The sequence below is a fragment of the Catonella morbi ATCC 51271 genome, assembly GCF_000160035.2.
GTDB lineage: Bacteria > Bacillota > Clostridia > Lachnospirales > Lachnospiraceae > Catonella > Catonella morbi.
The window spans coordinates 58,814-77,823 of the sequence record NZ_KI535369.1 but is presented as its reverse complement, the minus strand read 5'-3'; the positions used below and the strand labels follow the sequence as shown (position 1 = coordinate 77,823).

Annotated in this window: 15 protein-coding genes and 1 pseudogene; 1 reads left to right on the top strand and 15 read right to left on the bottom strand. The window is 34.1% G+C overall.

The genetic code is table 11. The features are described from left to right. Positions 1-263 precede the first annotated feature (263 nt). From GCWU000282_RS10935 to GCWU000282_RS10875, 13 genes are all read right to left on the bottom strand, one after another. Positions 264-1,835: a carboxylesterase/lipase family protein gene (locus GCWU000282_RS10935; RefSeq protein WP_023355192.1), complete on the bottom strand. Its 1,572-nt coding sequence runs from the start codon at positions 1,833-1,835 to the stop codon at positions 264-266. A gap of 20 nt (positions 1,836-1,855) precedes the next feature. Further along, positions 1,856-2,710: a class II fructose-bisphosphate aldolase gene (locus GCWU000282_RS10930; protein ID WP_023355191.1), complete on the bottom strand. Its 855-nt coding sequence runs from the start codon at positions 2,708-2,710 to the stop codon at positions 1,856-1,858. A gap of 11 nt (positions 2,711-2,721) precedes the next feature. Further along, a complete protein-coding gene (locus tag GCWU000282_RS10925) occupies positions 2,722-3,669 on the bottom strand; it encodes an aldo/keto reductase (protein WP_023355190.1) in 948 nt (315 codons plus the stop codon). Continuing rightward, the gene (locus tag GCWU000282_RS10920) at positions 3,666-4,175 is read right to left on the bottom strand and encodes an ureidoglycolate lyase (protein WP_023355189.1); all 510 of its coding nucleotides are present in this window, start codon (positions 4,173-4,175) and stop codon (positions 3,666-3,668) included. Before GCWU000282_RS10920 ends, GCWU000282_RS10925 begins: the two co-directional genes overlap by 4 nt. A gap of 11 nt (positions 4,176-4,186) precedes the next feature. Beyond that, the gene (locus GCWU000282_RS10915; protein WP_023355188.1) at positions 4,187-5,563 is read right to left on the bottom strand and encodes an L-fucose/L-arabinose isomerase family protein; all 1,377 of its coding nucleotides are present in this window, start codon (positions 5,561-5,563) and stop codon (positions 4,187-4,189) included. Then, on the bottom strand, positions 5,556-6,524 hold the full coding sequence (locus GCWU000282_RS10910; protein WP_242828963.1) for a carbohydrate kinase family protein: 969 nt from the start codon (positions 6,522-6,524) through the stop codon (positions 5,556-5,558). The genes GCWU000282_RS10915 and GCWU000282_RS10910 overlap by 8 nt, the downstream gene beginning before the upstream one ends. After that, the gene (locus GCWU000282_RS10905) at positions 6,508-7,692 is read right to left on the bottom strand and encodes an MFS transporter (RefSeq protein WP_023355186.1); all 1,185 of its coding nucleotides are present in this window, start codon (positions 7,690-7,692) and stop codon (positions 6,508-6,510) included. Before GCWU000282_RS10905 ends, GCWU000282_RS10910 begins: the two co-directional genes overlap by 17 nt. 19 nt (positions 7,693-7,711) lie before the next feature. After that, on the bottom strand, positions 7,712-10,060 hold the full coding sequence (locus GCWU000282_RS10900; protein ID WP_023355185.1) for a glycoside hydrolase family 31 protein: 2,349 nt from the start codon (positions 10,058-10,060) through the stop codon (positions 7,712-7,714). 102 nt (positions 10,061-10,162) lie between these two features. Next, positions 10,163-11,719, bottom strand: a complete 1,557-nt coding sequence (locus GCWU000282_RS10895) for a helix-turn-helix domain-containing protein (protein WP_023355184.1) — start codon at positions 11,717-11,719, stop codon at positions 10,163-10,165. Beyond that, positions 11,716-13,503, bottom strand: a complete 1,788-nt coding sequence (locus GCWU000282_RS10890; RefSeq protein ID WP_023355183.1) for a sensor histidine kinase — start codon at positions 13,501-13,503, stop codon at positions 11,716-11,718. The genes GCWU000282_RS10895 and GCWU000282_RS10890 overlap by 4 nt, the downstream gene beginning before the upstream one ends. Positions 13,504-13,589: 86 nt before the next feature. Then, the gene (locus GCWU000282_RS10885; RefSeq protein ID WP_035040585.1) at positions 13,590-14,429 is read right to left on the bottom strand and encodes a carbohydrate ABC transporter permease; all 840 of its coding nucleotides are present in this window, start codon (positions 14,427-14,429) and stop codon (positions 13,590-13,592) included. A gap of 1 nt (position 14,430) precedes the next feature. Then, complete coding sequence (locus GCWU000282_RS10880; RefSeq protein ID WP_023355181.1) at positions 14,431-15,339, bottom strand: carbohydrate ABC transporter permease; 909 nt, start codon at positions 15,337-15,339, stop codon at positions 14,431-14,433. Positions 15,340-15,359: 20 nt separating this feature from the next. Beyond that, positions 15,360-16,637, bottom strand: a complete 1,278-nt coding sequence (locus GCWU000282_RS10875) for an ABC transporter substrate-binding protein (RefSeq protein ID WP_035040583.1) — start codon at positions 16,635-16,637, stop codon at positions 15,360-15,362. 312 nt (positions 16,638-16,949) lie between these two features. Between GCWU000282_RS10875 and GCWU000282_RS15990 the strand changes: the two are divergent. Continuing rightward, positions 16,950-17,831: pseudogene (locus tag GCWU000282_RS15990) on the top strand (IS110 family RNA-guided transposase); the annotation flags it as partial. A gap of 30 nt (positions 17,832-17,861) precedes the next feature. Here GCWU000282_RS15990 and GCWU000282_RS10860 read toward each other — a convergent pair. After that, positions 17,862-18,518 (bottom strand): IS630 family transposase, encoded by a 657-nt coding sequence (locus tag GCWU000282_RS10860; protein WP_156913137.1) that lies wholly within the window; start codon positions 18,516-18,518, stop codon positions 17,862-17,864. Further along, complete coding sequence (locus GCWU000282_RS10855) at positions 18,502-18,996, bottom strand: helix-turn-helix domain-containing protein (RefSeq protein WP_023355177.1); 495 nt, start codon at positions 18,994-18,996, stop codon at positions 18,502-18,504. Before GCWU000282_RS10855 ends, GCWU000282_RS10860 begins: the two co-directional genes overlap by 17 nt. Positions 18,997-19,010 lie beyond the last annotated feature (14 nt).

Sequence of the window (19,010 nt, the reverse complement as noted above, 5' to 3'; positions counted from 1 at the left end):
AGCCGGATATTTTTCTACCAACGCCTAAAATTTAAGCGCTTACGAAATTTGAAGGAAAAACCGAAGAAAAGACTGCTTAGAAAAAGGTTGCTTTCAAAAATTAAGCCAAGGGGTTTTTGCGTCCTAAAATACATACAGAAAAGAAAAAATACGAATCTCCTAAAGAAGTTCAAGTATTAAAAATACTGATTTCTATGGGAGATTCGTATTTTAAGATTTAGAGCCTAAAAATCGGTATTGACCGATAGCCCCTTTTAATTACATCAATGCTGTATTTGATTATCTTCTTGAGTTATATTCGCCAGTGTTAAATTTGGAAGAGCTTTCTTATATAATTCTAGTAAATAATCATCAAAATTAAAACGCACTGTACAAACTCTATCAAAAATCATTGTTGCCTCTCTATCTTCTGTAGAAACGGGCCATTGCGGAATTCCTAGATGATTAGGATCTCCTGTCTCTACAAAATGAATAACCGCATCAAACATCTGCTTTTCCAGTTTGTCTGAAATCTCTGGTATATTCGTTACAGGAACTAGCTCTGTATTATGAAATATAAATGGTATATCCGAACAATGCCATGCTGTCTTTCCATGCTGATAAGGAAATTCCAACGTAAAAAGATACGAATAGATTTTACCTCCTGATTTTGCAAACTCTTTTATAAACTTTTTAGTAGGACAACGAAATACTGTATCCAATGTAAGTAAATCAGCTAAATTTTTCTCTGGATAAACCTCCTGAAAAACATCGGATAATTCTTCTCCCCAATCTCCAAATCTATCACCAATTCTTTTCATTAGTTCTTCTTTTGATATCTCATCTTTAAAAAAAGTCTGTGGTTTCATATAAAACTCTCCAAAGACGCTTCCTATCATAAGTGGTATCTTTGTAGCCTCTTTACGAAACCCTACATCTGGTCCTTCTCCTTTATAAAAATCATTAGGCTTCGGTGTACATCCAACATATTCACCTTCTGCTTCTAATTTAGGACTCACTTTATTATAAGCTTGAGCCAACTGAGCATAAGGAATGTCTTCTAGTTTATCCACCTCATCTTCTGTAAAATTTAATTCTTCCAGTAATGCTGTAATCAAAGGTGTAGAATCTTTATCACTATATTTATATGATTTATCTGGAACACCACTCATAATAATTCCTTTTTGAAACAGTCCATCTGCTTCTTTCATCTGCATTAGACCGCTCACTTTCATACCTCCACCAGATTGTCCAAAAATTGTTACATTCTGAGGATTTCCACCAAATTCCTTTATATTTTCTTTTATCCACTTTAAAGCAGCAATTAGATCTTTCTGCCCTGCATTTGCAGAATCTGCGTATTTTTCACCATATTGAGACAAATCTAAATACCCAAGAATATTAAGCCTATGATTCACCGTAACGACAACTACATCTCCATACTTACTCATATTCTCTCCATTGTATGCTTTTTGCTCAATAGAACTTCCCATAGAAAATCCACCTCCATGGAACCATACAAGCACTGGCCTCATTGCCATTTTATCAAGGGATTGCGTCCATATATTTAAATTCTGACAATTTTCATTTTGAATCCAATATCTGTGTGGAACCATCAACTCACCATTTGGAACATCTTCTTGCAACATAGGACTTACATAACCATAAGAAGTGGCTTCCTTAATACCATCCCAACATTCAGGTTCTTCCGCTTTTTGAAATCTCTTAGCTCGAGCATATACAATCCCTTTAAAAATATAGGTTCCCCCACTCTGATATCCTCGAATCTTGCCTTGTCTGGTTTGAATAACTGGCAAATCATCATAATTAAATTGTTTTGTCATCTCTATTTCCATCCCTTTTCCTAATACTAAGTTTACATAGAATACTTATTTGGATTTAATAACCTTATTTTCTGAATCACAAAATCAATCATCTCTTCTTTAATGTCATACATTAATTTGACTCCATTCCCCTCAAATTCATGGTTATTAATCCGCTTTTCTATACTTTGATACATGGTACGAAAATACTCTGTAGCAATATTAAATTTGCTCATTCCTAAATTTACAGCTTCTTTTATCTGTTCTTCTGGAATATCAGAACATCCATGTAGTACCAAAGGAATATTTACCTTTTTTCGTATAGCATAAATTCTTTCTAAATCTAAATTCGGTGTTTTCACATACGGACCATGAGCATTTCCAACAGCAATAGCAAGTGAATCACAACCCGCCTGTTCCACAAATCTTACTGCATCTTCTACTTTAGTATAATAGTTCATATTATCAATTGCGTCAATGTTATCTCCATTTCCAACATGCCCTAGCTCTGCTTCAACGTCAATTCCAAACACCTTAGCCACACGCACCACATTTTTAGTTAGTTCTACATTTTCTTGGAAAGGTTTCGTTGAACCATCTATCATAACTGAAGGAAATCCATCCCGAATCCCTCCTACTGCAATTTCATATGTTACAGAATGATCCAGATGTACTCCAACAGGAATAGATGCTTTTTCTGCCATATTGCAGGCTGCAAAAGCCAAATGCTTTAAATCTGTGTAGTCTGAAAATCCGGGATAAAACTGAACAATTATGGGAACTCTTTCTCTTTCTGCTGCTTCTATAACATATTTAACAGTTTCAATATTTAAAGTATTAATTGCAGCAACACCAAACCTATTTTCTGTTGCATATGTTAAAATATCTTTTACTTTTGCTTTAGGCATATTCTTCCCTCCTACAATGCACACTCTTCAATTTTACTATCTAAAATTTTCATTTCCTCTTCTGTTAATTTCCAGTCGAATGTCTTACAGTTTTCATCAGCATGCTCAATACTTCTAACGCCTACTAAAGCTGTACCTACATATTCTTTCTGGGTACTCCAATTTAATGCAACCTGTCCCACTGGTACATTATGACCATCTGCAATACTATCCATTACTTTTAGCAATTCCATAATTTTTGAAAATTTGGGTTCTTTATAAATATCATAAAAGTTTAAACGTAAATCATTTTTTTCAAAAGAAGGCATACTTCTTATTTTTCCAGAAAGAATGCCCGCTCCCATAGAACCATATGTCATAGAATCAATTCCTCTATCATATCCCCAAGACATCAAATCTTCAAACCCTCTATCGACCATAGAATATAATGGCTGCTGTACATCAATCTGAATATATTGTTCTGCTTCTTTTATCTGTTCTGCCGTAAAATTAGATACACCAACATAACGTATATAGCCTTTACGCTTCATTTCCTCCAACGCAGCCATAGTTTCATCTATAGGCGTATTTACATCTGGCCAATGAACAAAATAAAAATCTATATAGTCTGTTTCCAAATTCATCAAAGAACTTTGAATTTCTCTCATAGCATTTTTATAACTCGTATCTTTTTTATATCCATGTGTATAGATATCCGGAATCAAGCCAAACTTTGTGGAAATTAACGCCTGTTCCCTTGGAATTTCTTTCAAAACTTCTCCTACAATTTTTTCTGAAGTTCCATTTCCGTAGCAGGGAGCTGTATCAATAAGATTTACTCCCTTTTCTATCATTTTTCGAATTGCATAAATAGCTTCGTTTTTATCCACTTTTCCATAGTTTTGACCTCCGATTGCCCAAGTCCCTACCGCTAGCTGTGATACTTCGATCTCTGCATTTTTAAATTTTTTATATCTCATTTTTTACACCCCCTTGTAATCCTTATCTGCTCTCCTGTTTCCAACCTTCTACTCAACATATCATTCTTAAAAGTTCTTCCAGGTAGTATACAAACAATATGAACATCTTCTTTATCCACTGGATACTGTGTTCCATGAACAATCAGCGGATTCAATTTTACGAATGTTCCCTTTGGAACATAAAAAGCTTCTATACTTTCGGTTCTAAAATCTCTATCCATAATTCCTACAAAAATAATCACATCTCCATCTAGTGGAAGAAGTCCTTCACATGCATATTGATGTGCTTCGAGAAAAGAAATGATATTGTCGCTTTGTTTTTTAACATGGCACACAGAAATTGTAGGTTGATTACCCTGGTTAAATTCTAACGCTACCACATCTGCAAAAAAACCCTCCTGAAAAATAGACTTCTTTTTCAGTTCACTCTCATCTAGTAAATCTAAAAATTCCCCATATTTTCCAAAATTATCTTTTGTTAATTTTTGTACCTGAATCTCTCTCATAATACCTACTCCTATAAACTATAAATTCCTTGCTCATGAGCATTATCAAAATGAATTCCCAAATATCTAGATACCTCTCTCAAAACAGGTAAGTAGTGACCATAAACACAGCCTAAATGATGTATGTATGGGCCAAACATTAACTTTTCTTCCCAACGTTTCCAGTTATCAGTTTCCATCCATACATAAGTACCATTCGTCTTCGGTCCTGTTGTAGTTTTGGCTTCCCCCGCAAATAAATAATATTCTCCATCTATATCATCGAACCTACAAACTGTTAAATCACCTTGTTTTAATTCAAAGCGTTCTTGTCCATCTACTAATTTTGCCTCTACCCCATCTTTTTTCAAAGAATAAGGAAATGGACCGCAATGCCATAAAAGTTCTGCATTATCATTTTGAGGATGACGAATAGTCAAATCTGCTAAAAATTCTGATTCTTCAAATAAATTGCAAGCTCTTAAGATTGCTAGAGTAATGGCTCCATTTATATCTGTTTCACAGGAAAGAGGCATTCCATTATCTGCCATTTCTCCCAAAACAACGCAAGGGCACAACCCCATTAAAGTTGGAAAAGCAGACCAGCACTCAAATGCTGCCACAGAACAATTGTTTTCTTCCATTAATTCCTGAATTGCTAATTTTGTCGCACATATTTGTTGGAAATTTTCTCCATCAGGGAATTTTCTCACAAATTCCTCCTCATACTTTATATATTCTTTTCCTTTCTCCTCTAGAATTTTCCTAGCTCTGTTACAAATTTTTACTGGTGAAATAGGGACAGTTGTAATGCCGAACCTCTTAATCAAATTTGCTTCGTTAGTCATAACACTCATAAAAGGCACTGGACGTTCTCCTATTTTAGCAATTCGCAAAGTACGAAGAGATTTTAAAACTGCTGCTGTTCTAATAAATGTTTCATACCCTTTTAAAAATTCTTCACTTTTCGTAGTACAATTATAAATGTAACTATATTTCAAACCATAGCGCTGTAAAACCTTTGTAGCTGCAAACATACCGCACTGTGTATCTCTTCCCCTAGCCTCATCAGTATTCGGCCTTTCATCTCTTGGTCCCCATATCAAAATAGGTACTGTAAATTTAGAAGCAATCGTTGCCACTACTTGTTCTTCTCCAAAATCACAGAAAGGGAAAAATAATGCATCAATTTTTCTATTTTTCATTTTATCCACAATTGCGTTTACTTTGTCCATTTCGCAAACAATTCCATTCTCGCATATATCATCTATATCCACGATTTCTACTAAAGAAGCTTTAATCTTCCGAATTTCTTCCATAAAACAATCCTTCTGAAGTTTTGCTTCCACCATACTCAAAAAGCTTCTTTTATTTGGTACTACACCCAAAGTTAAAGTTTCCCTATACATACTCTAGCCCCCTACCATACTTTTTTACTCTTTCATCAATTTCTCTGTAATCAATCTCGCCTGTTTCTAAAAAGTTATCTGTTACTTCCCAATTAGGAATTCCTGCTCTTCCCCCAATTCTGGTACATTTGATTGCAGCTACTCCACTTGCGAATCTTGCAGCATCTTTAGGAGACAGGCCTTTAACTATTGCTGCTAAAAAAGCACCATGAAAAACATCCCCTGCTCCCACCGTATCCTTTACATCTACATCAAAAGCAGGAATTTCAAAAAATCCTTCTTTGCTGATCCCCGCACAGCCCTTTTCTCCGAATGTAAAAATCACAATTTCTGATCCCTTATTATATAAATATTCGCAATTTTCTTTTACACTTTTTCCAGCTTCTAACATCTTTTCGTAAACAAATTCTGAGCCAATAAATATATCTATCCAAGAAATAGCATCCAACAATTCATCTGTATAATAGTCAGCATCCATAAAAATTTTGCTTCCTTTTTGTTTTGCCATTTGAGCTGCTTTTTTCGTCACCGAATCTAAGTTGGCCATATAAAAATAACTAGAATTTGAAATATATTCTATATTCAATTCTTCCTCTGTCATACATTCTGCGTTTCCTGGATAAAAAACAAAACTTCGTCCCATAGAACCTTCGTCACTAATTACAATATCAAAATTAGTTGTTCTATTTTTTCTCACACACATTTGTTCTGTATCAATTCCATGGTCTTGAAAATCTCTAAGACAAAAAGTTCCATATTTATCATCTCCAACATTTCCCATTATTCCACAGCAAAGCCCCAATCTTGCCGCTGCTACCATACCGGAAGCTACTTTTCCTCCTCCTTGCCAACTCAAATTCTGTATCCTCTCTGCTCCATTAGGTTTTGGAAAGCACCTAACATTTACTGCAAGATCTACGCAAGGGCTATCCAATCCGATCACATCAAATTTCACACACATCCCCTCCATTTCTTTGCTCTCGATTTTTCCAGAAATATACAATCAAAGCACATATCGTCATTAAAGTAATAATTCCTGCCATAAGTAAATACCCTTTTTCATATCCTAGAAGGTGAATTAACTTTCCTCCTACTAAATTTCCAACAATGGCTCCTAATCCAAACTGTACAACATTTAGTATACTTTGTCCTTTTGTTTGATATTTTTCACACACACAAGTACTAATATATACCGCACAACTATAATACATAGTCATATATGTAACTCCTTGTAACAGTTGAGCCAAAACTATTCCAATAATTCCACTTCTTATTGGAAGAAGAATTCTAATTCCCATAAGAAAACAAGATAAAAATAAAATCTTTATTGTTCCATACTTTCTAAGCATTCTGTTTATATAAAATAACACTGGAACTTCGCTTAATGCTGAAATGCTATTTATAACCCCAATGGTTGACTGTGTGTAACCTTTTTCAAGAATATACGGCCCAATAAAACCCGTATAAAAACTCAAGCCCATCTGACTTATAAACGCTAACCCCAAAACTATATACACATCTCGATTTTTAAATATCCTGTTTTGCTTATTTTCTTGAACAACTTCATTTATTACTATCTGCCCATTTCTTTCCTCTTTTAATCCTATACAAAAACAAAACAAAATCATATAGGCGAAAAATGCAAATACAAATTGCATCTGTGGTCTTGTCTTTAAGTACATTCCTGCACAAATTGTCATAACAGCATATCCTAGAGTTCCTCCAAGACGAATAATTGAATAGGAATATCCTTCTTTTAAAGAGCGAGCAATCAAAATTGCGTCACTTAAGGGAATTACGGCTGTGGTAAAGGAAGTTACCACAACCGTTGCAAAAAACATACAAAGAAAACTATTTCCCAGATAGTATAAAAGCATGCTAAATCCACTTCCCACTATTGTAACCAGAAGAACCTCTTTTCTTTTACCCGTCCTATCACTAATTTTTGCCCAAAACCTCTGTATTAACAAAACAACACACGGACCAATCATCAAAAGAATCCCTATCTTCTCAGCATCAATTCCTTTCTGTGCATAATAAGCAGATAAAAAAGGTGTATAAAAACCGCTGGCAATATAAATAATTGCATTTATGCTGAACAGATATAAAATGGTTCTTTCTTTATTCAAATTTTGTCTTAACTCCTTTTTATTTTTCTAAAGCAATCTTATAGTATCCTTCTTTTTCCTTTTTGATTTCCCAGTTCTGTCCATTTACCACAGCGTTGTCCAAACATTTTTCTGCGTATACAGTAAAATAGCTGGCATTCATATCCGTGTTTATAAACAAGGTTCCCTCTTCTATCTTTGCTTTCAAATTCTGTACGTTACCATCATCAATATACGTGTCTCTAATTTCATCTTCACAAAATAATATGACATCTAAATTTTCGTACTTTTCTTCAATATTCTCTGGAATCTTGGTTAACATTGGAATCATTTTATTTTGACGAATAAACACTGGAATCTTATCTACTTCGATTTTTCTCTTAACCCATCTACTGCCTTTTATTCTTTCATGTGTAAACAAATCAATCCATTGTCCATTTGGCAAATATACATCTATTTCATCCTCATTCTGATCAAATACTGGTACAACCAAAAGAGAATCTCCTAGAAAATATTCCAACTCTACATTACGGGCACTTCTATCCTCTGGATATTCCATTACTACTGGCCTAATTACAGGTATATCTGAGAGGTGTGTTTTATAAGTTGTACTGTACAGATACGGTAATAATAAATGTCTTATATCATTAAATTCCTTAAAAATCTTTTCTGCTTTTTCTCCAAAATTCCAGGGTTCTCTTGGTGTTTTCCCATGACATCGGCTAAGTGAATTAAAAAATCCAAACTGACAACTTCTAATATACTCCTCATCTGTAGGAACACATTCATACCCTTCATGATCTGTATTATAGAATCCCCCCATATCAAATCCCCAAAAAGGAATTCCACTCATAGAAGCACTTAAGCCTCCTCTAAGAATACATGCATGATTATTTAAATGGGTAGATGAATCTCCTGCCCACGCTGCTGGAATAGTATGAGAGCCTGCATATCCACTTCTTCCCCAAAGCATTGGAAGTTCTCCTAAAGGGATTTTCACTTCTGCCATAACATCATAAATTGTTTTGGCATATAAAAATGTTAGTTTATTATGTCCCTGAATTCCTGTAGAACCATCGAAATAAACCGCATCTTCTGGAACAGCTTCTGAAAAATCAGTTTTTACTGCTCCAATGCCCATACTAACAACTGACCTTACTTTAGGCTTGTACCACTCTAAAAAATGTGGGTTTGTAAAGTCAAAGCATCCTACCTTTGAGGTACTTGTTGCCGTAGAATAAAATCTGCTTGTAACACCTTTTGTATTTTTTACTAAAAATCCCTTTTCTTCTGCTTCTTTAAAATATTTTGAATTCTCATCAATATAGGGGAAAATCCAAAGACAAAGGTGGATTCCCTCCTTTTTTAACTTGTAAATCATTTCTTCTGGATTAGGAAATCTTTCATAGTCCCAGACCCAAGCGCCTGCATCACCTTGTTTCTGCCATCCATCGATATGTATTACATCAATCTTAATATCCCTTTCTTTAGAAATCTTTACTACTTCATAAATTTCATCTTGAGTTTGATAAGAACATTTTGACATCCAAAGTCCCAGAGCCCACTTGGGAATCATAGGAATTTTTCCAGTTTGATTTATATAAGACTTTAAAAGTGCCTTATAATCATTTCCCATCCAAATGACGTAGTCTAAGACTTTATCTTCTACGCTCATGTTATATGCCACATTTGAAAAACTACCCATCTCAAATTTCGACCTTGTATAAGTATTTAACAGAATAGCATATCCCCTACTACTCATGAAGAAAGGATGATTTTTATAAGATTTTTCCGTATTCGTGCTTAGAGCATCTGTTTGCCAACAATTAATAGTCTGTCCTCTCTTACCAAAATTCGTAAATTTTTCTCCGAAACCGTAGAATTCTTCATCTGCATATAAATACATTGTTTCATTAACGCCAATAATCTCTTTATTTTCATCATAAGTGAATCCTACGGGCAAATTTTTACACATATTATCCACATTGGAATCTTTAATCTGCTCTTTTGTTTTTAACTTTCCATCAAGATAATAGCTAACTTCCCACGGATATTTCCTAACCCTAGCTTCTATCTTCCCTTTAGATATAGAAATAAATTCTTCGTTTTCCGTTATATTTACACCATTCTGTCCTTCTAACTGATATATACTATTATCAAAAGGCTGCTCATTTCCAGGCGTATACATACGAAAACGAAATGCGGTTTCCCCAACACATTGAATGAACACTTTTACTGTGTTCTCTTTGTAAGTATCTACTACAAATTCTACTCCATCTGTTCTCTCTGTATAACTTTTTATACCTGTTAAAAAATCAAAATTGTGATGGAATATTGTTTGTAAATACCCCAACTGTGGATTATAGCTTACTTCTACTTTTCTACCCATATGTTACCTCCTAATTACCTTTCTTGAATTTGATTTTAGCATAATAAAGGACGCAACTTTATGAATATTTTTACTTGCAGGATATAACTTTTTTCCTTATTTTCACTCAATTTTTTTCCTCGCTCGATACTCTTCTGGCGTTAATCCATAACTTTTTTTGAATGATTGAATGAAATGAGAAACGTCATTATATCCCACTTCAAATGCTATAAAACTAATCTTCATATCTTTATTTTCTAACAATGTTTTTGCCTTTTTTAAACGATATTGAATTAAATATTTCGAAAAAGTCATTCCTGTTTCTTGGCTAAATAATCTACTACAATAAGAATAATTCATAAAATATTTATTTTCAGCTAACTCTCTTAAAGAAATATTTTTATAATAATTATCTTCTACATAATGAACAATTTCTTCAACAATTTTACTTTTTTTCTTTGTATTTTCTTTTCCGCTACATATCACTATTACCATTTCTTTCAGATAGTTTTCCAGCTCCTCAATATGTTTAAATTTGTACAAATCATAACGTCTGGAAAACATAACTTTTATATCTTTTAATTCTTCAATATCCTCATTTTGATATAATTCTGCATAATAATTCCCTAGAATTTTCAATATTTCTACAACTGCCATGTACAGTTTCTGTGCACTTTCTTCTTTAATGATTATATCCTCTAAAATACTGTGAATTACTTGATTAATTTCTTTTTCTTTTCTAGTTCTTACTATAGATTCTAGCTTAATTTCTTCTTCTTTTCCAATTCTTGCTTCATATCCGTCCATATTTTTATAAAAATATGCTCTATTCCATCCTTGTATCAATCTCTGATTTAAAGCATATAACGCCTCATTGTAAGACTGATGTACCTTCTCTTTAGATGAATATACTAGTCCTACACCCATAGTGATATTCATATGTTTACATGTACAAAAATACGATAACATACTTTTTACTTTCTCCTGAACAATCAGTTCATTATCCATACATTCTATTCCACTCAAAAGCATTACATATTCCTCATTAATTTTAGAAAAAAAGAAATCCTTTATGAACCCTCTATATTTTTCCTGAATGATTCTATTCACTAATTCTACATCTGTCACCAGTTCTTCTTCTTGCATAACAACTATACAGAATTTTTCTTCTTGATGTATTGCATTATAACTAAAAAATTCTTTATACAATTCTTCGTGAGCCACGATTGTCTTCACAGGGAAATAATTTTTGGCTGCCTCCCATTGATAATAATTCTTAATTTTTTCTTGATTTCGACTCTTCTCTTCCTGTTTCTCTAAAACCTTTTTTACTGGTGGCAAAAGATTTTCTTTATAAATGGGTTTTACGATATAATCTTTTACATTATAGCGAAATGCCTCTCTTGCATAATCAAAATTTTCAAAGGCAGTCAGAATAAGAATATCTATTTCAGGTCTATGTTTATGTAAATATGATGCCAGTTCCAATCCTCCCATTTTTTTCATTTGTATATCTGTTATAACCAATGCAATATCTTTATATTCTTCTAGTAATTCTATGGCCTTCATTCCATTTACTGCTTCTCCACAAACCTGAATGTCCAAATCGCTTTCTTGTAAGATTTTGACAATACTTTTTCTTGCATAATACTCATCTTCTACTACTAATATTTTTTTCATTTATCTTTATTCTCCTCTTCCAGATTTTCAATTCCAAGTAATAGTTGTATCTCCGTTCCTTTATCTGCCTTATTAACTTTCACTCCATATTTTTCTCCATAGTAATTTTTAATTCTAGTATTTACATTATTTATTCCAATACTTTTTTCTTCCTCATCAATATAAGAAATTCTTCTTGTTCTCTCGCAAAGAATTCTATTTAATTCTTCTCTTTTTTCACTATCAATCCCACAGCCATTATCTTTTACGAGTATTACAATATCATTTTCACATTTGAACGCCTTAATCCAAATTTTATTGTCATTTTCATCCATCGTAAATCCATGTTCAAAAATATTCTCAACAATAGGCTGTAAAATAAATTTCACAATTCTTACTTGCTCAATCTGTCTTTCTATCTCATATTCTACGCTAAAACAATCATGAAAACGTATTCTCTGAATTTCTAGATATGCCTTTACCATTTCCACTTCCGTCTTTAAGGAAACAAAACGACTACCTTTTACATTGTATTGCATAATACAAGAAAGATTTTTTGTAATTTCCACAATCTCTGGAAAATCGCTAAGTTCCCCCATAGAAGCAATTAAATTTAGTGTATTATATAAAAAGTGCGGATTAATTTGATATCGCAGCATTTTAGACTGAATTTTTCTTTGATTTTTTTCATAAATAATTTCTCTTACCAGATATTCATTCATTTTATTTTCCATTTCATTGTAGTTTTCTATCACATTGGCAATTTCTCTTGTTAATTTCATATGTTCTAAATTTATAATTTGAAGTTGATCTCCTTTAGTATGGCTTATTTTTTTACAAAATTCTTCTAATGGTTCAATAATTTTTTTTGTATAATAAATAGAAAAAGAAACCACTAATATCAATGCTCCTAAGAGAAATATACTATTCCACTTTATCTTTTGATTAACCTCTTCAAACATCCTTTCTTCTGGTATTACTTGAATAATTTTCCATCCGGAAAGCATGTTCTGTCTGGAACTTATATAAAAAATTTTTCCTTTACTCTGAAATGTATCTACTATTAGATTTTCTTTCATCATTTTTTGACTTTTATCAAAAATATATCCTTTTTCTTCTTTCTGATATAAATCTTCTCCGATATGAAACAGTTCCTGTTCCCCCGTCAAAATAAAACACTCACCGCTATTTTCATAAAAACCATTTTCTAAAATACTTTGAAATGTTTTATAGTTAATATCAACTGCTAAAAGAGCAATAGGCGTATTTCCATACGTGTATAAAGGATATAAAAAAGTTAAAATATTCGTGTTATCCCCCTGTAAGCCCCCATAATAATATTCATTCTCTTTTCCTTCAAACAGCATCCACTCTTTTGTCATGTTTCTAATAGTTTTGACATATTCTTCTGGTATAGATGTATCCGTACAATAAATGTTTCCATATTCATTTACTATGGTAGCTCTCAAAATAAGTGTGTCCATAGAAGCAATATGTTTTAATGCATTGTCCATGTAATTCTGATTTTCGAATTTTATACCGATATCATTTTTTTCATTATTTTCCAGCAAAATATTTCTAGCATAGTTATCCGTATAACAAATTTGTTTTAGTCCTTTTATATTATTTAAAGATATAGTAATCATATCGTCTATCCGCTCCCCAGCGGTCTTCATTTTCAAAACTTCAGCCTGTCTAATTTCTTTTATATTAATTCCATACACAACAAGATTTACTATAAAAATTGCAACGGTTATCACCAAAATCACACTTACAAAAGTGCTCCTAAAAGAACGCTTTTTCATTTGTTACTACCTTTCTATCACTTTTTTATCTTTGTAAAGCAAAAACAGGAAGGGTGTCAGTAATTTCTGACATCCCTCCCTAAATATTAAGACTTTACAGCTCCTTGTGTCAAACCTGAAACAATATGCTTCTGTGCACAAGCATATGCTATCAACACTGGAATCATAGCAATAAGGTAAGAAGCAAATGCTAAGTTATAATCAAACGAATATTGTGATTTAAAATTATATTGAAATAATGGCAATGTCCACATATCCTGTGACTGATTTAATATTAATAAAGGCATTTGAAAATCATTCCATACCCATAGTGCATTTAACACAAAAATAGTTGCTAGAATGGGTCTAATCATAGGAAGCACTATTTTCACATAAGCCTTTACCGTACCACATCCATCAATATAAGCAGCTTCTTCCAAATCTCTAGGTACAGACCTGATATAATTCACAAGTAAAAATACCCCTTGAGAAGATGCCAATGTAACACACATAATGATTAAGCCAGGTATATTACATAAATTTAATTTTGAAAGATATTTTACTAATGGCACCATAATAACTTGAAATGGTACAAAAATACCAGCCAGAAGATAAAAATACATAGTCTTATAATACCTTTTTTCCATATTTCGTGCTATTGCATAAGAACACATTGGAATCAAAACCATAATAAAAAATACAGATACCAAGGTCACCACTGCTGAATTCCTAAAAAACACAAAATAATTTGCTTTTTGAAGAACATTTACAAAATTTCCTAAATAAAAACTCTGCGGAAAGGAAAAAAAGCTTTGAGAAGATTCCTGTGGTGTCTTTAAAGCGGTAATGATAGTAAGATAAAAAGGATAGAGAATAACTATCATTCCTGTAATCAATAATACATAGGACAATATCTTTAATATTCTGCTACTTTTACTTCTTTTCATCTTACTCACCTACCTGTTTATTACTTGTCAATCTCAGTGAAAATGCAGCTACAACCCCCACGATTACAAATAAAATCACAGATTCCGCCACTGAAATGCTAAATTTTCCTTCATTGATCGCATGGCGATATATCAATAACCCTACTGCCTCTGTTGACTGTGCAGGCCCTCCATTAGTCATAACTTTAATATAGTCAAATACTGTCAAGCCGGCTTTTGCTTGTGTGATAATTACCATATTTAATACTGGAATTAAGTACGGTATAATAACATTCCAAAATCTTGCCCAATTTCCAGCTCCATCAATCGTTGCTGCTTCCAAAAGTTCCTTCGGTACACTCTGCAATCCTGCTATAAAAAGCACTGTAGGAATCGCACAGCCCTGCCAAATATTTATCATCAAAATAGCAATAGCCGCCAGTTTAGGATTTCCAAGAGGGCTTGTAGACAACGCCTCTATATTCAACATTTCGCCCATAACTGGAACTGCTCTATAAAATAACTCATTCCAAATCAATCCAACAGTGACCATGCTTATGACTGCTGGAATAAAATAAATAGAGCGAAAAAGAGTAGATAATCTCTTAATTCTGTTTAACGCCAATGCTATCATAAGAGGAATAACTATAAGAAGTACCACTAATGCTATCGTATACCCAATATTAAACCATAGGGCTTCCCTAAATCTTTCGTCAGTCAATACTTTTACATAATTCTCCAGGCCAACAAACGTATAATCTTTAGAAATACCATTCCAATCTGTAAAGCTATAATACACTCCAATTAACATTGTTACTAAAAAGAATATTGTATATAAAATTACAGTTGGCAATGTAAAAGCAAACATAATACGATTCTTCTTTGATTGTGAGCGCATTTCTTTTATTTCAGTTTTACTTATCCTCTTCATTCACAACACCTTCTTAACAATCACTTAGAATCTTTTACCGCTTGTTTCCAGTCATTTGTCATTTCTGTTAAGAATGCATCTACATCCTTATCCAATAATACATTCTGGATTTTTCCTCTTTTTGTATCTTCAAATCCTGTTGGAGGATATGCTCCATCTGCTTCAAATCCATTTGCTTTTACATAGTCAAAAAATGGCTGGAACTGAGGAACTTCCGCTTTTACTCCTGTTACACAAGATGGGCTCTTGTCATTATCTGTATAAATCTGAGCCCCTTCTACAGAAAGTGCAAAAGATAAAAATTTATCAATGGCTTCCATTTTTTCCGGTTCATCTGCTATCTTTGCATTTACACAAAAACCTGTATCTACAGCCTGTGTTGCAATCGGTTTTCCATTATCATTCGGAAGAACAGCAAATTCTACATTAAAGTCTGGATTTGCACTCAAAAATGATGGTAATGTCCAACTTCCTTGAATAAACATCCAGCCTTCTCCGTTTGCAAAGTCATTAATCGCCTGGTCATAACCAAGCGCAAGTGAATCTTCATTAGCATAATCCAACAATTGAATCATTTTTTCTACACTGCTTTTAAATTCTGGAATTGTCTCAAAAGACTCTTCTCCTGCTTTCATCTTTTCATATTCGTCTTCATGGCTTCCTAAATCTCTTGCTTCAATATTAGACCACAAAGCAGAAACCACCCAAGAGTCCTTATTTGGTAAAACAAATGGTGTTTCTCCTTTCGCCTTAATTTCTTTAGCAAGAGCAATTAATTCATCCCATTTGGTAGGCATAGTATAGCCAGCCTTTTCAAACTTATCTTTATTGTAATAAACTCCCATAAAATTGACATTGTATGGAGCCATGTAATTTTTCCCGTCTTTTGCTTTTACAGCATCCAGATACTTGCTATCTATATTTTTCATATAATCCTTTTCTGATAAATCCAACAGCAATCCTTCATCCTCAAACTGCACAAATTGTGCATCTGTTGGCCAATGATTCATCATATCTGGAAGATTATCACTGCTAGCTCTTGTCATCAAAACTTCCTGAGCATCTGGAACCACATTCTGTTTAATGACAATATCTGGGTTTTTTTTCTGAAATGCTTCAATTACTTTGGTATAGCTTTCTGCTGCTTCACGTTTTACTTGCACAAATTCAATTTCTACCTTACCTGAAGATTTTTCTGCACTCTTTCCTAAATCTGTCTCTTTTTTCTGTCCGCATCCAACTACAAACGTTGAAGCCATTGCCAAACACAATATCACTGCCATAATTTTTTTCTTCATACTTATAATCCGCCTTTCTGCGAAAGGCACCAATGCGTCATGAAACGTTCGATTGCCTTTCACTATCTATTATAGTTTCCTTCTGATATTATTTTCTAATAAGACTGACACACTACAGAGCACGTGGAGGTGAGTGGCGGGGCTGTATAGCGGCGACCTCGTATATTTATATGTTGTCGGTCATCCGTTAAGGCATCAATGAGTGGCGTATAACAGTAGCCCGTAAACTTATCTCTTCCGGAGTCGACTCGATCTCGCCAGATGACCAGTCACTGTCAGTTTTATAACTATAAATTTCAGGAGGTTATTTTATTGTCTTTTAAAATCTTAAAATTTAACTGCTGTGGACTTGACGTCCACAAAACATGGATCTATGCCTGCATCGGTATCACAGATTCCAATAATCGTACTGAATATAAGCAAGCTCGCTTTTCTTCCTTTACTAAAGGATTGAATGAGCTGTGTGATTGGCTTGCCAAATATAACTGTACAGATGTTTGTATGGAATCTACCGGTAAGTATTAGATCCCTGTTTTTAACATTTTAGAGCAACACAATCTATGGGTTACTCTTTCTCATCCCAAATACACAAAACCAATGAAAGGGAACAAGACTGACCGCAAGGATGCGAAATGGATTTGTGACCTTTATATGTGTGGAATGGTTAAACCTTCCTTTATTCCACCTACTGACATCCGGGAGCTTCGCAATCTTGTAAGATACCGTTTTAAACTCACTTGTATGATTACCGGTGAAAAGAATCGTGCCCAAAATTGTCTTACAGTATCTAATTTAAAACTTGACGATGTCTTTTCCGATGTATTTGGTAAATCTTCTCGTTCCATTACAGAACAGATTTTGCAACACCCTGGGGAAACATTTGATGTAGCACCTTTTGTTCACGGGCGCTGTAAGACTCCTATTGAAGAAATACAAGCCGCTGTTGATGGTGCCATTTCAAAAGAACAAGCTGTTAAACTTAGACAGTGCCTTGATCACATCGAAGAACTGAACAAGCACATTTCAGAAGTAGAACGGGAAATCCTTTGTCTCAGTGATAAATACGAGGCTGCTTTAAATCTAATAAGGACTGTTCCCGGATTCAATAAGAATCCTATGACTGCTATTCAAGTGCTTTCAGAGATTGGCTGTGATATGTCTGTCTTCCCCACAGATAAACACCTAGTGTGCTGGCACATTGATATTTAGCATTACAACAACTTCCTATTCGGAAGCTGTTGTAAACGTAGGATACAATGAACTCAACTTCACTCTTGCATCAGCAGTTCGGAACTGCCAATTAACTTTTGCTGCGACTTCCCACGCAGCTAACTCTTCACGAAGACTTGCAATATTTTCAATCCTTCGTGACAAACACTGTCTGGTCATTTCATTCAGTTCTATTTCTGCAATGTCAAGCCAGCTTCCATGTTTGGGTGTATAGTGAATTTCCAAACGCTTGATAATCCGTCTTGCCTCATCTGCTGGATACCTTTTATACAAGGACGCCGGTTTATGGGTGTTAAGGTTATCCATAACAAGAATTATTTTTTCTGCATCAGGATACATGACATCAACGAGATATTTTATCTCTTCTGCCCAGTCAAAGGCAGTACGATGTTCTCGCACGCTGACATGATGAGTGCCTCCAAGCGGTTCGATAAAAGCAAATATGCTGCAGGTACCATTCCTGACATATTCCGAATCTGTTTTCTGATTGTCACCCGGACGCATGGGCAGTGGTTTCCTTGCATCGCCCAGTAACTGGTAAGGCTTTTCGTCCATGCATACAACTGGTCTTTCAGGATTGTATGGGAGTTCATATACATTAAGGACATCTTCCATACATGCTATAAATTCGGCATCATCTTTTTGGGGGATGCACCAGTAGTCGTTTTTGTGAGGTCGAAGTTTGTTTTTTTAAGGCTCTTCGGATTGCCTCACGGCTGACCGGAGTATCAAGAACAATTTTTGCTTTCTCTTCCAGAAGCCGGATGGTCCACCTTGAATGTCCTTCCGGCACCGGACCACAGGCAAGTTCAATGATACGGGCTTCAGCACGTCCATCGAGCACACGCCTTGCATTATCAGAATTAACATTACGCTTAAACTCAGTTACTGCATCAATACCACCCTCAAAATATTTTTTCACAGTATTGGTTACTGTTGCCAGACATACACCATTTGATTTTGCAGACTGCTCATGAGTCAATACTTTTCCGTGGGACTCATCCAGGTCAATAATAATCTGGCATCTGCATCGGATTGTTTTGGATGTTTTATTTTTTCGGATGACAGATTTTAATTCTTTTAATTCATCATCCGTAAGTTTGATTTTGTACTTTTTTGGTCTTGCCATAGGATATCACCGCC

What these genes read in the sequence shown, in the direction of transcription:
- GCWU000282_RS10935 (WP_023355192.1), bottom strand. Translation starts at nt 1,835, where the DNA reads ATGGAAATAGAGATGACAAAACAATTTAATTATGATGATTTGCCAGTT.
- GCWU000282_RS10930 (WP_023355191.1), bottom strand. Translation starts at nt 2,710, where the DNA reads ATGCCTAAAGCAAAAGTAAAAGATATTTTAACATATGCAACAGAAAAT.
- GCWU000282_RS10925 (WP_023355190.1), bottom strand. Translation starts at nt 3,669, where the DNA reads ATGAGATATAAAAAATTTAAAAATGCAGAGATCGAAGTATCACAGCTA.
- GCWU000282_RS10920 (WP_023355189.1), bottom strand. Translation starts at nt 4,175, where the DNA reads ATGAGAGAGATTCAGGTACAAAAATTAACAAAAGATAATTTTGGAAAA.
- GCWU000282_RS10915 (WP_023355188.1), bottom strand. Translation starts at nt 5,563, where the DNA reads ATGTATAGGGAAACTTTAACTTTGGGTGTAGTACCAAATAAAAGAAGC.
- GCWU000282_RS10910 (WP_242828963.1), bottom strand. Translation starts at nt 6,524, where the DNA reads ATGTGTGTGAAATTTGATGTGATCGGATTGGATAGCCCTTGCGTAGAT.
- GCWU000282_RS10900 (WP_023355185.1), bottom strand. Translation starts at nt 10,060, where the DNA reads ATGGGTAGAAAAGTAGAAGTAAGCTATAATCCACAGTTGGGGTATTTA.
- GCWU000282_RS10895 (WP_023355184.1), bottom strand. Translation starts at nt 11,719, where the DNA reads ATGAAAAAAATATTAGTAGTAGAAGATGAGTATTATGCAAGAAAAAGT.
- GCWU000282_RS10890 (WP_023355183.1), bottom strand. Translation starts at nt 13,503, where the DNA reads ATGAAAAAGCGTTCTTTTAGGAGCACTTTTGTAAGTGTGATTTTGGTG.
- GCWU000282_RS10885 (WP_035040585.1), bottom strand. Translation starts at nt 14,429, where the DNA reads ATGAAAAGAAGTAAAAGTAGCAGAATATTAAAGATATTGTCCTATGTA.
- GCWU000282_RS10880 (WP_023355181.1), bottom strand. Translation starts at nt 15,339, where the DNA reads ATGAAGAGGATAAGTAAAACTGAAATAAAAGAAATGCGCTCACAATCA.
- GCWU000282_RS10875 (WP_035040583.1), bottom strand. Translation starts at nt 16,637, where the DNA reads ATGAAGAAAAAAATTATGGCAGTGATATTGTGTTTGGCAATGGCTTCA.
- GCWU000282_RS10855 (WP_023355177.1), bottom strand. Translation starts at nt 18,996, where the DNA reads ATGGCAAGACCAAAAAAGTACAAAATCAAACTTACGGATGATGAATTA.